15 protein-coding genes are annotated in these 15,480 nt (G+C 38.7%); 5 read left to right on the top strand and 10 right to left on the bottom strand.

Features of this window, described 5'->3' with window-relative positions; genetic code table 11:
• Nucleotides 1-32: 32 nt before the first annotated feature.
• From BBI00_RS19990 to dapA, 4 genes are all read right to left on the bottom strand, one after another.
• The gene (locus BBI00_RS19990; RefSeq protein ID WP_065400605.1) at nt 33-479 is read right to left on the bottom strand and encodes a response regulator; all 447 of its coding nucleotides are present in this window, start codon (nt 477-479) and stop codon (nt 33-35) included.
• On the bottom strand, nt 472-1,053 hold the full coding sequence (locus BBI00_RS19985) for a helix-turn-helix domain-containing protein (protein WP_065400604.1): 582 nt from the start codon (nt 1,051-1,053) through the stop codon (nt 472-474). Before BBI00_RS19985 ends, BBI00_RS19990 begins: the two co-directional genes overlap by 8 nt.
• A gap of 294 nt (nt 1,054-1,347) precedes the next feature.
• Complete coding sequence (locus BBI00_RS19980; RefSeq protein WP_065400603.1) at nt 1,348-1,848, bottom strand: GNAT family N-acetyltransferase; 501 nt, start codon at nt 1,846-1,848, stop codon at nt 1,348-1,350.
• A 141-nt stretch (nt 1,849-1,989) separates the two neighbouring features.
• The gene (dapA, locus tag BBI00_RS19975; RefSeq protein ID WP_065400602.1) at nt 1,990-2,862 is read right to left on the bottom strand and encodes a 4-hydroxy-tetrahydrodipicolinate synthase; all 873 of its coding nucleotides are present in this window, start codon (nt 2,860-2,862) and stop codon (nt 1,990-1,992) included.
• 193 nt (nt 2,863-3,055) lie between these two features.
• On the opposite strand from dapA, the gene BBI00_RS19970 reads away from it, so the two are divergent.
• From BBI00_RS19970 to recO, 4 genes are read left to right on the top strand one after another with little or no spacing between them, the layout of a single operon-like run.
• Entirely contained in the window at nt 3,056-3,814 is a 759-nt protein-coding gene (locus tag BBI00_RS19970) for a 5'-nucleotidase C-terminal domain-containing protein (RefSeq protein WP_065400601.1), read from the top strand.
• Complete coding sequence (locus BBI00_RS19965) at nt 3,814-4,764, top strand: bifunctional metallophosphatase/5'-nucleotidase (protein ID WP_065400600.1); 951 nt, start codon at nt 3,814-3,816, stop codon at nt 4,762-4,764. Before BBI00_RS19970 ends, BBI00_RS19965 begins: the two co-directional genes overlap by 1 nt.
• Nucleotide 4,765: 1 nt before the next feature.
• Nucleotides 4,766-7,015 (top strand): type IX secretion system anionic LPS delivery protein PorZ, encoded by a 2,250-nt coding sequence (gene porZ, locus BBI00_RS19960; RefSeq protein WP_065400599.1) that lies wholly within the window; start codon nt 4,766-4,768, stop codon nt 7,013-7,015.
• Complete coding sequence (recO, locus tag BBI00_RS19955) at nt 7,015-7,701, top strand: DNA repair protein RecO (protein WP_065400598.1); 687 nt, start codon at nt 7,015-7,017, stop codon at nt 7,699-7,701. Before porZ ends, recO begins: the two co-directional genes overlap by 1 nt.
• A 23-nt stretch (nt 7,702-7,724) precedes the next feature.
• On the opposite strand, the gene BBI00_RS19950 is transcribed toward recO, so the two are convergent.
• From BBI00_RS19950 to BBI00_RS19935, 4 genes are all read right to left on the bottom strand, one after another.
• Entirely contained in the window at nt 7,725-10,388 is a 2,664-nt protein-coding gene (locus tag BBI00_RS19950) for an MGH1-like glycoside hydrolase domain-containing protein (RefSeq protein ID WP_065400597.1), read from the bottom strand.
• A gap of 69 nt (nt 10,389-10,457) precedes the next feature.
• Nucleotides 10,458-11,267: a glucose 1-dehydrogenase gene (locus BBI00_RS19945; protein WP_065400596.1), complete on the bottom strand. Its 810-nt coding sequence runs from the start codon at nt 11,265-11,267 to the stop codon at nt 10,458-10,460.
• 72 nt (nt 11,268-11,339) lie between these two features.
• Nucleotides 11,340-11,813: a GNAT family N-acetyltransferase gene (locus BBI00_RS19940; protein ID WP_065400595.1), complete on the bottom strand. Its 474-nt coding sequence runs from the start codon at nt 11,811-11,813 to the stop codon at nt 11,340-11,342.
• A 4-nt stretch (nt 11,814-11,817) separates the two neighbouring features.
• On the bottom strand, nt 11,818-12,435 hold the full coding sequence (locus BBI00_RS19935) for a DUF1684 domain-containing protein (RefSeq protein ID WP_065400594.1): 618 nt from the start codon (nt 12,433-12,435) through the stop codon (nt 11,818-11,820).
• Between the two features lie 134 nt (nt 12,436-12,569).
• Between BBI00_RS19935 and BBI00_RS19930 the strand changes: the two genes are divergently transcribed.
• The gene (locus tag BBI00_RS19930) at nt 12,570-14,156 is read left to right on the top strand and encodes a GMC family oxidoreductase N-terminal domain-containing protein (protein WP_065400593.1); all 1,587 of its coding nucleotides are present in this window, start codon (nt 12,570-12,572) and stop codon (nt 14,154-14,156) included.
• Here BBI00_RS19930 and BBI00_RS19925 read toward each other — a convergent pair.
• Nucleotides 14,153-15,019, bottom strand: coding sequence for an AadS family aminoglycoside 6-adenylyltransferase (locus BBI00_RS19925; RefSeq protein WP_065400592.1), 867 nt, complete (start codon nt 15,017-15,019; stop codon nt 14,153-14,155). The genes BBI00_RS19930 and BBI00_RS19925 overlap by 4 nt on opposite strands.
• Before the next feature lies 1 nt (nt 15,020).
• Complete coding sequence (locus tag BBI00_RS19920) at nt 15,021-15,422, bottom strand: hypothetical protein (protein WP_065400591.1); 402 nt, start codon at nt 15,420-15,422, stop codon at nt 15,021-15,023.
• Between the last annotated feature and the right edge of the window lie 58 nt (nt 15,423-15,480).

The raw sequence follows: 15,480 nt of genomic DNA, 5'->3' as shown, positions 1-15,480 counted from the left end.
AACCGTAGGAATTTCAAAAAACCGAGTATTCATCATACTTTAAGAATAAAATTATCTTTATTCAGACCTGAAGTATAATACTGCCAATTGATCGTAATAATTTCTGTAAGCACCTTCTTAAGAGCTTCAAAAGCTTCAGGTTTTTTCATATAAATATTAGCCCCTTTTACAAAAATATCTTCAATTTCATCTTCCGGAATCGGTTCGGAGTAAATGGCGGTCACCATATTACTGAATTTCAGATCTGAATGAATTTCATCTAAGCATTCCATACTGTCTTTTCCGGGAATTCTGTATTTTATAAAAACGATTTCAGGCACTACTGCATCTTCATGATTCAAATATTCCATCAGACTTTTACCGTTGCTGAAGCACTGAACTTTTATAGAGATTTTAAGCTCTTTCAAAATATTTTTAAAAAAAATCAAAGTGTTTTCATCGTTATCTGCTACTATTACGTTCAGAAATTCTTTATTCATACTGCATTTTAGGGTTTATGGCCGTGTTCTGGGCTTTTCTTCTTCTTCCTATAATTTTTTGGAACTGGGACGGAGTGACTCCTGTTGTATTTTTAAATTGGGTACTTAGGTGCGCCACACTGGAATAGTTCAGCTTGTGGGCAATTTCTGTAAGGCTCTGCTTATTTCTGATGATCAAAGCTTTTGCGTGCTCTATTTTCTGAAGAATTATAAAATTTTCTATAGAAGTAAAAGCAATTTCTGAAAACAGATTGGAAAGGTACCCATAGCTGTGGTTCAGCTTTTCAGAAATATAAATGGATGCCTTCACCGGGATAATTTCATCAGAAAAAACAAGTTCTACAATCGCATCTTTTATTTTCTGAACCAGGGCGGTCTTCTGACTTTCTATGATTTCAATACCATATTCGCCGAGATTTTTCTTAAAAAGATGATGCTGTTCCTGGGTAAAGGGTTCGTAAAATTCCACTTCACCAAAATTAAGCAAGCGGTACTTCAGACCGTGCTCTTTAAGTTTCTCGTCCAATACCTTTTTGCAGAGGGCATTGAAATCAAATTTAACATACATTTTCATCCTAGTAGTAAATAAGTCAAATATTTAGTAAATATAACAATTTATTTCAATTGAATGTGAAATAGAAGTATATTTTTTTAATATACTATCAATACAAAAAAACTCCTGTATATGGGAATACAGGAATTTAAACACTAAGGATGAAAAAAATATACTGATAAAAAGCTGATTCAGCTCAAAACCAAGCATATGAATGTATTATTGTAAGTGATTTGGTTCTGAAGCAAAGATGATTCAAAAAGAGAAATCACTTGTTATAGAATTACAGGATAAAGTTACAAAATTTTAAGTCAATTATATGTGAATTAGGAATTCCATCAGATAATCATCCATGACAAATCCGTTACCGATATCAAAAACACCTTCGTCATATACCCTGTATCCCTGGGATTCATAGAAGTTTCTGGCAGCATTGTGTTTATTCACATTCAGAATAATCCTGTTGTTTCCGTTTTCAGAGACTTTATGATTCAGAAACTGAAGTGCTGCTTTTCCCAATCCTTTTCCTTTACTTTCCGGTACCAGATAAATGCGGTGCAGTTTGGTAGATTTTTCTTCATAATTGTGCTCGTAGCCGATGAAACCGTCATAGGAAAGATCCTCATCCTGGATCAGGTAATAGTGATAATCGGGATTCAGGAGATGTTTTTTAATTTCGGTGTCAGAATACATTTCAGACAGCATATATTCCATCTGCTCTGCCGAAAGAATATCAGCATACGCTTTCTCCCACGATCTGCGGGCCAGGTTCTGAATCAGGGGAATGTCATTTTCTGTAGCTTGTATAAATTTCATAATTTAAATAATATAAAGTGTTTGATGATTAAAAAAAGTGAAAAGCCTGAGCTTTTCACCTGATTATATTTTAATTAATGAATAGTAAAACATGACTGCCTGGTTACAAATCATACTGAACGTTACTATTCAGTGTAATTGTTAAATAGTTGCCATTTCAGCTTTGATTTTTGCATAAAGGCCTTCTGAAGCAGCTACTAAAGGAAGTCTTAAGTAATTTTTAATGATTCCCTTTTCAGCCAATACTACTTTAATACCACAAGGGTTTCCTTCTGCAAAAATCAGACGGGTAATCTCAACCAGTTTATTGTGGATTTCATATGCCTCTTTCACTTTACCATCAAATGCCAGCTGAACCATCGTGGAAAATTCTTTCGGATAGGCCTGCCCTATGACAGAAATCACTCCGTTTCCACCTGCCAGAGTCACCGGAAGTGTATATTCATCATCTCCGGAAACTAAAGAGAATCCTTCAGGTTTCTTTCTCAGAATATCGAAATACTGTAGAATATTCGGTGCTGCTTCTTTGATCATAAAAAGGTTGGAAAACTCTTTTGCAAGGCGGATAGTCGTATCTGCTTCAACATTCTGTCCTGTTCTTGAAGGCACATTATAAATAATGATATTCTTACCGGTAGAAGCCAGTGCTTTATAGTGCTGGTAAAGGCCTTCCTGGTTAGGTTTGTTATAGTAAGGAGATACAGAAAGTACGGCTTCAAATGCAGAAAGGTCTGCTTCTTCAATCTGTTTCTTGACTTCAAGAGTATTGTTGCCGCCAATTCCCAATACCAATGGAAGACGTTTATTATTCACCTTAATGATATGCTCAATTACCTGTTTCTTCTCTTCATCAGAAAGCGTTGCGGCCTCTGCCGTAGTTCCCAATACTACCAAATAATTGGTTCCGTTTTCAATATTATACTCAACAAGTTTTGTTAAACTGTCAAAGTCAACGGATAAATCTTCATTAAAGGGCGTCACCAACGCAACACCTACTCCTTTTAAAATGCTCATCTGTTCGAATTATTTTTGCCAAATTTAATCATTTACCGTAAGAATTTATAATAAATAATAATGTTTTATTATACATATAGTTATATTTGCATATACTAAAAGATATTATGAAATCGCTAAGACATGAATTGTTTATCAAAAACACAAAAGAACCGGCGGTTGCATATGACCTTATTAAAATAATTTACAACATATGAAAAATAAATTCTTGTTACTAGGAATTGCTCTGGCTTCGCTTACAGCATGCAAAACAGCTTCTACGCTGCAGCTTGCTGACGTGAAAACCCAGAAAAATATTTCTATTAATAATGAGCTGAAAAATGATGAGGAGTTTGTAAAGTTTATTGAACCCTATAAGCAGAAACTGGATAAAGAAATGAACCAGAAGATATCACATACCAATGTGGATCTTACAAAGCAGGGGGACAACAGCAATCTGGGAAATCTTTTAGCCGATTACACTCTTGAAGGAGGAGATGCATGGGCGAAAACCCACCTTAAACAAAATGTGGATGCAGCATTGATCAATATCGGAGGAATCCGGACTACGATCGGGAAAGGTGATATTATGCTGAAAAATCTTTTTGAAGTAATGCCCTTCGAGAATGAACTGATTATTGTGAAAATGAAAGGTGCAGATTTGGCCGGACTTTTTGAGTATTATGCGAAAACACAGGTCAATAATCCGGTCTCTCATTTATACATAGAAACCAAAAACGGACAGTTAACCCAATCTTTAATTAACGGAAAAACAGTAGATCCGAACCGTGACTACTATATTGCTACATCAGACTATCTTGCTCTGGGCGGTGACAATATGAAGTTTTTCTCAAAGGGAGAATCAATCGCTACAGGAGTAAAGCTCAGGGATTTATACATTGAATGGTTCAAGAAAAATCCTGAAATAGTTCCTGCTACGGATGTTCGTTTAAATTTTACAGGTAAGAAGTAATGGATAGAAAAAGTTTTTTAAAAGCAATAGGTGGCGGATCTTTGGCAATGGCCTTAGCTCCCAATATGATGATGGCGGAAGAACTCAAAATTCTTGATTTAAAATCCGCAAATAAACTGACTATTCTTCATACCAATGACCAGCATAGCAGAATAGAGCCTTTTGACGCAAGCTATACCAAAAATCCTAATCAGGGAGGCTTTGCAAGAAGAGCTAGCTTAATTCAGCAGATCAGAAATCAGGAAAGCAATGTACTGCTTCTTGATTCAGGAGATATTTTCCAGGGAACACCGTATTTTAATTTCTTTGGCGGGGAACTGGAATTCAAACTAATGTCTATGATGAAGTACGATGCTTCTACCATGGGGAATCATGATTTTGATAACGGATTGGAAGGGTTCTCAAAAGTACTTCCTAATGCGAAGTTTCCGTTTATCTGTTCCAATTATGATTTTAAAAATACGATTCTGGACGGAAAAACTTCCCCTTATAAAATCTTCAACAAGAATGGAATTAAAGTGGGAATTTTCGGGGTCGGAATCCAACTGGACGGTCTTGTAGGCAAAAAGCAATATGCTGAAACCGTTTACACCAACCCGGTTGATGTAGCACAGCATTATTCAAATTTCCTGAAAAAAGAACAAAAATGTGATCTTGTGATCTGCCTTTCACACATAGGCTACGATTACAGAGACGAACCTGGTAAAATAAGTGATAAAATCCTGGCAGCCAATACGGAAAATATTGATATAATCTTAGGCGGCCATACCCATACCTTCCTTCCGGAACCTCAGACTTTCACCAACAGACAGGGTAAAAATGTTCTTGTCAACCAGGTGGGATGGGCAGGTCTTCTTTTAGGCAGGATAGATTTTTATTTTGATACAAACAAAAACGTAAAGCATATCTCCTGGAATAATCAGGTAATAGACAGCAGCATAACAGCATAATATGAAAAAACTCTCTATAATTTCTCTTGGTATTTTAGCCTCTCTGCAGTTTACTAAAGCACAGGTCATTTCATCCAAAAAATGGGCGGATCTTTTCTCTTACAACAATGTCTTCGCTATGAAAGAGGATAATGGGAAAATTATTGCAGCTACAGAAAACGGAATATTCTATTATACAATAGCAACGGGAGAGATTACAAAGCTGTCTAAAGCCAATGGGCTTCATAACATCGGTATAACAGCCTTCGATTATAATCCTCAGACCAAAACAGGACTGATTGGTTATGATAATGGTTCCATGGATGTTATTACTCCGCAGGAGATCAAATATATTGTTGATATTCCTATTGCGGCAGGTTACAGTGGAGATAAGAGGATCAATCATATTTCTATACACGGAAACCAGGCGGTGATTTCCGTAGGTTATGGTGTTTCCATATTTAATATGAATAACAAAGAATTCGGGGATTCCGCATTCTTTATAACGGGCGGAACTTATGAAGCCAGCAACGAAGCAACCATATTTGGGAACAAGGTATATTCTGTTACCAAAAGCGGTCTGAAAAGTCATGAGCTGAATACCACTTTCCCGGTATACACTACCTGGAAAACGGAAGTTCCCGGCTCTTTCAAGCATATAGATTCTGAATCGGAACTTGTTTTTTCGTCTGCAACGGCAGCATTCATGTACAATAATGGAACTCCTACACAGCTTCCGACTTCATTCAGTGACATCCGTGACGTTGTTATATCATCCAACAATATTGTAGTTACTGATACCAGGATCTACACCTACGGGATGAACGGAATCGCACAGAATGCCATAAGCCCGGGAGAAGAATGTAACACCGCCATCACATCCGGTGGTAAAATACTGAGTGGAACAGTTTTGTCAGGAATAAAAGACGAAAGTAATGTGACGTATAAACCTTCAGGTCCACATTTCAATTTTGCCTATAATATTAATTTATTCGATAATAACCAGCTTTTGGTTTCATCAGGAGCCAGAATTAATAACTATAACCACCCTGTCAACAATCCTAAAAAACCGGGATTCTATTATTTTAACGGAACTGAATGGATCTACCCTTCTTTTTTCAATAATAATTCCAGATATATTAATGTATTGGATGCTATTCTCAATCCAACTGACAATAGCGAGGTCCTTTTTACCAATTATACGATGTTTGACAATGGGGTCTACAAAATGAAATACAATGCCAGCAATAAGGACTTTGACCTGGTAAAATATTATAATTTAGATGCTAACCCATACACCCGAAGACCGGTAGGATTTGCTACTGATTCGCAAAATAATATTTTCGTATCTGTAGGGTTTAATAATGGTGTAAGTGCTACTATGGCTATTTATGATAAAGCGGCAGATAACTTTATTGTAAAACCGCTTGTCATTTCAAGTGAAACGGTGCAGAAGCCTGTTTTGCATGAAAACATGTTATGGGTTCCTCTACCGCGATCCCTTAATTTCTGGACGTATAATTATAACAACCCCACCAATCTTTCTGATGATACAGACTACATTTTGGGAGAACCTAACGGATTTAAGGAAGGAACATTATCTGTAGCATTTGATAAGGCCGGAGACGCCTGGATTGGTACTTATGGGGGAATAAGAGTACTGCAGAATGCTGCTTCCGAAATAAAATCATCACAGCCTAAAGCCGAACCTATAATCATTGAGCAAAACGGCCTTGGCGAAGAACTTTTCAGAGATTCTGCCATTCTTCAGATTGCTGTAGATGCCGGAGATCATAAATGGGTTTCTGTAGAAGGAGGCGGGGTATACTATCTGTCGTCTGACGGTCAGAAAACCATCAAGCACTTTACCCGGGAGAATTCGCCACTTCCTACCAACAATGTCACAGATATAAAAATAGATAAAAAGACAGGTAAAGTTTATTTTGTAACGTATAATGGTATTGTAACCTACCAGGGAGATGTAGCAGATGTAACAGCGAACTTCGGAGATGTGCTGGTTTATCCCAACCCGGTTGTTTACTCTAATTTCAAAGGAAAAGTTACCATCAAAGGTCTGGCAGAAAAAACCAACATAAGAATTGTAGATGCTGCCGGAAACGTAGTGCATTCAGCCGTGGCAAGAGGAGGATATTATGAGTGGGATCTTAACAATCAGAAAGGAACCAGAGTGGCTTCAGGAATGTATTTTGTACTGATGACCAATGAGGACGGATCTGATAAAGCGACAGCCAAAATAGGAGTAGTCAATTAATGAATTTACAAAACGGTTTTTTACTTTCCTATATTAAATATGGAGAAAATGATGCTGTACTGCATTGTTTTACAGAAGAAGAGGGTTTTCAGAGTTATTTCTTAAAAGGAGTCTATTCTAAAAAGAATAAAAAGAAAGCCCTGCTACAACCGTTGAACCAACTTGTTTTTTCAGTAAATCCCGTAAAAGGCAATGGAATCCCTTCCGTTTCAAAATTTGAGCTGATCAGGAATACTGATATTGATACGGATATAAAAGCCAACACCGTGATCTTTTTTATTTCAGATTTTTTAAGCCATATTCTCAGATATGAAAATAAAAATCTCCAGATCTATGTTGAAATTGAGAAACTGATCAATGAACTGATCAACAGAAACTATCAGGCTCACATTCTTTTCCTGATTGCTGTACTGAAGATCCAGGGGGTAGCCCCCCTATTGAACGACGGAAAGTTTTTAGATCCTGAAACAGGAACATTTTCCTTTACTCCTACTCATCAGTTATTCGGTGAAGAGATTTCATCAGTCTGGAAAACTGCGTTGAATGCTGAAAATTTTTATACTACAAAAATTCATTCTTCTTTAAGAAAAGATTTCCTGGACAGCCTTCTGGTCTATTACCATTACCATATCACCGATTTCAAAACCCCGGCATCACTGGAAGTGATACAGCAGATCTTTGAATGAAAGGTAAAAAATTATTCAACCATTTACTCTTTATTTTCTTCGACATCTCCAGGCATTTCTGTTTCAGACTCTGCCATTTCTTTTTTAGGGAATCTTGGCTGTAATATTTTTGCAATAAGTCCGGTCCAGCCGGTCTGATGTGAAGCTCCTACTCCACGGCCGTTATCGCCATGAAAATATTCATAGAACAGGATATAGTCTTTAAAATCAGGATCGGTTTGAAATCTTTCATACTGCCCGTTTACAGGTCTTTTTCCGTTTTCATCTTTCAGAAATATTTTTGCCAGTCTTTTGTTTAATGAATCTGCTATCTGATCCAGATTGGAATAATTTCCGCTTCCTGTAGGATATTCCACCAGGAAATCGGGACTATAATAGAAGAAAAACCGCTGAAGGCTGTCAATAATCAAAAAGTTAATAGGAAACCAGACCGGTCCCCGCCAATTGCTGTTTCCTCCGAAAAGCCCGCTGTCACTTTCAGCAGGGGTATATTGTACACAATAATCTGTTTCGTTGAGATTCAGGGTGTAGGGATTGTTTTCATACTCTTTAGAAAGGGCTCTTACCCCATAATCGCTTAAAAACTCTTCCGGGTTCAGCATTCTCTTCAGGAGTCTTTTTAGCCGGTGCCCCCGAAGCAATGATAAAAGGTGCTTGGAATCCTGGCCCTTGACTTCCCATCTTGAAACCAGTGAGGCCAGTTCCGGCTTATTATCCAGGACCCATTTCATTCTTTTTTTAAAATTGGGAAGATTCTCGATCATTTCATCATCAATCACCTCAACGGCAAACATGGGGATCAGTCCTACAATGGTTCGTAATCTTAAATACATGTGGGTTCCGTCGCTGGAAGCAATGGCATCATAAAAAAATTCGTCTTCTTCATCCCAAAGGCTGAAATTTTCATCGCCCATATTATCCAGAGAATGGGCAATAGAAAGGAAATGCTCAAAAAACTTCATGGCCATTTCTTCATACACGCTATTGTAAAGTGCCAGCTCTAAGGCAATCCTCATCATATTCAGGGCAAACATAGCCATCCAGCTTGTACCGTCAGACTGCTCCAACTGTTCTCCATTGGGAAGCACAGAATTCCTGTCGAATACCCCTATATTATCAAGCCCCAGAAAGCCTCCTTCAAAGATGTTGTTTCCATTGGTGTCTTTTTTATTGACCCACCAGGTAAAATTCATCAGCAGCTTTTGAAAAGCACTTTCCAGAAATTCAAGATCGGGTTTATCTTTCAGATATTCATCAATTTTAAATACTCTGAAAACAGCCCAGGCATGTACAGGAGGATTCACATCACTGAAATTCCATTCATAGGCAGGAAGCTGTCCGTTGGGATGCATATACCATTCGAAGAGAAAAAGTTTCAGCTGATGTTTGGCAAAATCCGGATCAATCAGGGAAAAACTGATGGTATGAAAAGCCAGGTCCCAGGTTGCATACCATGGATATTCCCATTTATCAGGCATGGAAATAATATGCTCATTATTGAGATGCTTCCAGTCATAATTTCTGATCTTTTCCCGTGACCTGGGTGGCGGCACCTCTGCAGGATCTCCTTTCAGCCATTTTTCAACATTGTAATGATAGAACATTTTATTCCACAGCATCCCTGCAAATGCCTGTCTCTGCACCAGTTTTTCATCTTCAGAGGCAATGCCTTTCTGGATTTCCGCATAAAAGTCGTCTGCTTCCTTATGCCTTGTTTCAAAAATATCATTAAAATCCCGGAACGGATCTTTCAAATCTTTATCTGAAATCCTGAACTCAAATACTTTCGTTTCTCCGGCATTGAAAGATTCATCGATAAAAAAAGAAGCTTTTGTTCCCGCATCAGGACTGACGGCCCGGGAATCTCCCGTCATCACAAATGTATTGATCCCATCTTTACAATACTTTGATTCATTTGATGATCCGTAAAGTCTCTCATTATTTGTTTCATTATCACAAAACAGAACTTTTGCAGATTGCCTGGCATATATATTTCTGATTTCAAGATCTTTGTGACTGACTTTAATATGATCGGCTTCTTCAGCATTCAACTGTGGCTTATAATCATCATAGCCCCAATTCCAGGTATTCCGGAACCAGACAGTTGGCAGGATAACAAGAGGGGCCTGTTTCCCGGACTTATTGACAACCGTTAATTTCACCAATATATCATTCTGGCTTTCCTTGGCATATTCAATAAAGATATCGAAGTATTCATTGTGGTCAAAAATACCTGTATCAATCAGCTCATATTCCGGTTCGCTTTTGCTTCTTTCCGCATTTGTTTTTATCAGATCTTCGTAAGGAAATGCATTTTGCGGATATTTGTACAGCATCTTCATGTAGGAGTGCGTAGGCGTAGAATCCAGGTAATAAAAATATTCCTTTACATCTTCTCCATGATTTCCCTGTCCGTTGGTAAGACCAAAGAAACGTTCTTTCACCATACGGTCTTTTTTATTCCAGAATCCTATGGAAAACACCAGCTTCTGAAGGTCATCACAGATCCCGCAGATCCCTTCTTCACCCCATCTGTAGGTTTTGGCTTCTGCTGTATGATGGCCCGTATAGTTCCAGGCATCTCCATTTTCACTGTAGTCTTCACGCACAAGACCCCACTCACGGTTGCTGACGTAGGGTCCCCATTTTTTCCATAAAATATCTGAAAGCCTTTCTTTTTCTGACATAAATCCTGATTATGAATAGAGTAATAAATAATGAGCTATGAATTAATCCTGAACTTTAAGCCGGAAATATTATCCGCCGGTAGAAAAGCTCTCGAATGTTGTCATTCCTCCGTCAACAAAAATGCTGGTTCCTGTAATATAGTCGGCAAGGTCGCTGGCAAGGAATGCAGCCAGATTTCCTATATCCTGAGGCTGCCCTATCCTGTTGTAGGGAATAAGGGTAAGAAGGGAATCCAACGCTTCCGGAGTACTCCATGCATCTTTATTGATTGGCGTCTGAATAGCTCCCGGACAGATAGAATTGACACGGATCTTATGGGCTCCATATTCTTGGGCCAGGGTTTGCATCAGCATCCTGATAGCACCTTTACTTGAGGCATAGTTGGCATGTCCTGCCCAGGGAATAACTTCATGCACAGAACTGATATGAATAATTTTTCCACAGGCTTTGGAACGGGACGGATCTATCCCGCGGCGTAAAAATTCCTTGATGGCTTCTCTGGCACAAAGAAACTGTCCGGTCAGATTCACTCCTATTACGGCATTCCACTGATCTATGGTCATTTCAGTAAACTTGGCATCTTTCTGAATACCGGCATTGTTGATCAGGATATCCACGGTCTGAAATTGAGCAACAACATCCTGAAACATCTTTACAACCTGATCTTCCTTAGAAACATCACATTGGTACATGATCCCGTTTCCGCCTGCATCTGTAATTTCTTTCAGCACGGCTTTTGCTTCTTCCGAAGATCTTTCTGAAGAATGATTGACAACTACTACAGCGCCTGCTGCAGCTAAGCATTTTGCAATTCCTGAACCTATTCCACTGGAAGCTCCTGTAACGACAGCAACCTGGTTATGAAGTGATATTTCCATATTTTGAGTTTGATGTTACTCAAAGTTAGGGAAAGAAATCTGCAGAAGGAAAATTAAGGTTTTAAAATTTTATTAAAGTTTTTTATGCATCAGATACTGAGGTCCGCTTCTTCCGATTCTTGTTTTCCCGTCATAGATGTAGCCCGCCTGAAGGTAAATATGATAGGCTGAATCATTTTTTTGATTGACAGCCAATACCAGTTCATTACAGTTTTTAAAGTGTTCCCTTACAAACTCGTCCACTTTCATCATCGCACGTTTTCCGATTCCTCTTCCCTGCATCTGAGGATTCACAGACAGAGAACGTATCAAAACCGAGTCCTGATTATCAGTAAGATCCAGTTTATCTTTCCCAAAATCAAGGACAAAAAAACCTGCGGGAATATCATCCTCAAATATCGTTATGGGAAATGCATCGGAATCGTCCCTTTCACTGATGTTCTGTAAAGCCTGTTGAGCCGTCGCTGTAAACCGCATCTGATTCTCATCCAAAGCATAGCTGACTCCGGTAAGGTGTTCCGGGGTAAAGAATTTTAAATGTATCATAATATTAGTGGTGATAGATGTCTTCGTACATTACTCCTGCACGGATCTCTACAGGAAGCTTATTTTCTTCGGGAACTATAGGACAGTTATAGTCGTAGGCATTATAAGCGCAGAAAGGATGGTAGGATTGGTTAAAATCCAGTATAATGGTATTTCCCTTAGGAATCTTCAGGTCCATATACTTTCCGCCGCCGTAGGTTTCTTTTTCATTCGTAGCATCTCTGAACGGAAGAAAAAGATAATCTCTGTACTTCTTTTGTTTGATCAGATCCAGGCTTTGGTATAAAGTAAGCGTATAAGGTTTTCCATCCAGCGTAAAAGTAGCTTTACCATATTCCTGATAAGATTTTGTCTTGCCTGAAGATGTAGGCAGATCAAACGGTTTAGGATCCTGTGTTCTGACAAATTTTGCAGTGACCCTGTATTTTATATCAAACGGAAAAAACGGATGCTCTTTAAAATTTTTAAAGTTATCTCCCCTTAATGGAGTCTCTTTCGGATCAAGGTATTCTGCATTCAATGCTTTCTGAAATTTCCGTACCTCCATTTCCTCTCGGGAAACTTTTTTCTGAGCAAAAAAACATAGGGGCAGGATCAAAAAGAGCAATATATATTTTTTCATGAAATTTTAAAATTATAAAGTAAAGCTATGAATTTCCCATCTATCAAAAGTTAAATTTGTAATAAAAAAGCATAATCTGTTTTAAATAAAATTCTCATCCGTTTATCTAGCATACTTTTTGAAAAACAATGCGCATGGACAGAAAGAAATTCATCAAGACAAGTGCTTTGGCAATATCCGGCTTTTATTTTCTTCAATCTGAGCTTTTCCGGGCTGCTGAGCAAAAGATCAATATCTTAAAGGAAACTGCAGATGCTCCTGTTATCATCATCGGCAGCGGATATGGCGGTGCTGTTTCTGCCCTGCGTCTTTGTGAGGCCGGAAAAAAAGTACTGATGCTTGAAATGGGTCTTAACTGGGAAAAAGCAGGCATCCCGTTTTCCAATCTGTTAAAACCCGGCAAAAGCTCAGCATGGCTGAAGAAAAAAAGCATTGCTCCTTTTATGAATATTTTTTCACTGACTCCATTCACCGGCATACTCGACCGGCTGGATTTTGAACATATCAATATCTGGGTAGGAAGAGGTGTAGGCGGAGGTTCCCTAGTGAACGGCGGAATGGCTGTAACACCAAAGGAAAGCTATTTCAAAGAAATGTTTCCTGATCTTGATGCCGAAAAATTCTACAGTCATTATTTCCCTCTGGTCCGCCGGGAGCTTAAGGTAAATGTGATTGATGAGCAGTTTTTAAAGGACTGTCCTTATTACAAATTCACAAGAGTGGGTGAAGAGGAAGCCCATAAAGCGGGTTTTAAAACCATGAGGGTTCCCAATGTCTATGATTTTAAATACATGGAAAAAGAATTCCGGAATGAAGTTCCCCGGTCTGCCCTTAATACGGAAGTGATCTACGGGAACAATTACGGTAAAAACAGCCTGGATAAAACCTACCTCAAAAAAGCAATGGATACCGGAAACCTGGAAATCATGGACCTGCATTGTGTAGATACCATTCAGCTTAATGAAGATAAAAGCTATACCTTGAATGCCCGCCAGATCGATACTTCAGGCAATAAGGTCTCTGAAAAAACTTTCAACTGCAAAAAACTGATCCTTGCAGCCGGAACGATGGGCACACTACAGCTTCTGCTGAGATCCCATTCAATTAATAATCTTCCTGTGAATGAACAGATTGGAAAAAAATGGGGTAATAACGGAAATTTTATGACCGGAAGAAACTGGGTAAAACCACTGTCCGGAGGTACGGGAGCCAAACAATCTACAATTCCCGTAGGAGGAATTGATAACTGGGACGACAAGGAACATCCTTTTTTCACAGAAATAGCACCTTTACCTATGGGAATGGACGTTGCCACCGCATTATATTTACTGATCAACAGAGTGGATAAAAAGGGAGAAGTGACCTATGATAAAGTAAAACAGACCCTGAAACTCGACTGGAATGAGAACAACACCATCCAGATGAGGGAAAATGCCAAATATTTTGTCCGGAAAATGAATAAGGCCAACGGAGGAACCCGCAGCCACTTCCTGTTCAATAATGGTTTTGGAGCCGATATATGTTACCATCCGCTTGGAGGATGCGTTCTGGGTGAAGCCACCAATGAATTCGGAAAACTGAAAGAGCATGAAAATCTATATGTTCTGGATGGATCACTGATTCCCGGAACCATTGGGGTAAATCCGTTTGTAACCATTACAGCCATTGCTGAATATTGTATTGAAAATCTGATCCGTCAGAATGAATTTACCTTGATTTAAGATATTGACTGTACTTCTTTGAGGTAACTCCGGATATCATTTTCATGGGTATAAGGGTATTCAAAACTGAGCTTTTCTGCCAATGATGTGCCCAGTTCATGTACCAGGTCAGCATAAGCCCATAAAGCGGTCCAGTTTTCTTCGATATCACTCCCTGAAAATGTAGCTTCTACCCTATTCCAAAGATCAGCTGTAAGGTATTTTTTGAACAGTCGCCCGTGTTTATTGGTTGTGACAGTATTCCAGTCAGAGGCAGCAGCAATATACCATTCGGTCAAAGGAACTAGATAATCTGTCCGCAGTATATTTTCAGACATGAATTTAGCATAGAAAATGTCTCCACGTTTCAGGCATTTGGCAACATAAGTAGTATCCCACCAGAAGTCATTAAGCAATTGCTTAAATTTCTTTTCTGACGGCTTCCGAATCATGACCGACTGATAGGTTGGAGACTTCATATCCTTTGTAAGGCCATCTTTATCAATCAGCACTTTATAACCGACATCCCAGTCATCGGGAAGGTTTTCCTGCTGTATCTCTTCAATAAATTCTGAAATCTGGTACAACTTGAAATCAACTTTTACATGGTCTTTGTACAGCACCATTTTCATCGCATGTTTCCCGTCGAAGACCGTGTCATCTTCTTCTACCATGGAAATAGGCTCACCGAAAAGGTTCAGCCATTCATTATTGATTTCGTATGGCTGTCTGCGGTCAAAAACCAGCTCCACATCAAGGTCACTGAAGTTATCTACAGGAGCATAAGGATTCACCAGCGAACTGGTCAGAAGAACAGCACGGATATCCGGGTTATTTTCAGCCCAGTGAATAATTTTTTCCAGCTTTTCTTCTCTTATTTTCATATTAATAGGATTCTGATATTTTCACCCGGTAGATATCTGATGAATTCCGTTTTATAGATTCTACAAAGAAACCGCCTTCTTCAGGAATGACTTCTTTTAAGTCAAAACTTTTACAATCTTTTGGAAGCCCTGAAAATATCAGGGTAAACCAAAAATCCTGCATAAAAGGTACCGGGGTCCAATAAGGTGATATGGAAATATTTTCTGCATGAATCAGTTTACTTCTGTGCTCGGACTGGTTATCAAAAAGATAGGTTGAATGCCAGATCCTGATCAGGTTTCCTAAAAAAGGGGATGCCGGAAAGCAACAGTGCACAATCACCTGCCTCTCTTCTTCTACTTTAGCCTGAAGAGATTCCAGAAGTTCTTTTACAATGACTGGCTTTACAATTACTTCTTCCACGTTGTTACGAGTAATAGGTAATGGGCAATGAATACTATATACACAGATTATTCATTGC

Source organism: Chryseobacterium arthrosphaerae (assembly GCF_001684965.1).
GTDB classification, from domain to species: Bacteria; Bacteroidota; Bacteroidia; order Flavobacteriales; family Weeksellaceae; genus Chryseobacterium; species Chryseobacterium arthrosphaerae.
The sequence above is the reverse complement of the archived record's forward strand: the minus strand, read 5'-3'. Positions and strand labels throughout refer to the sequence as shown.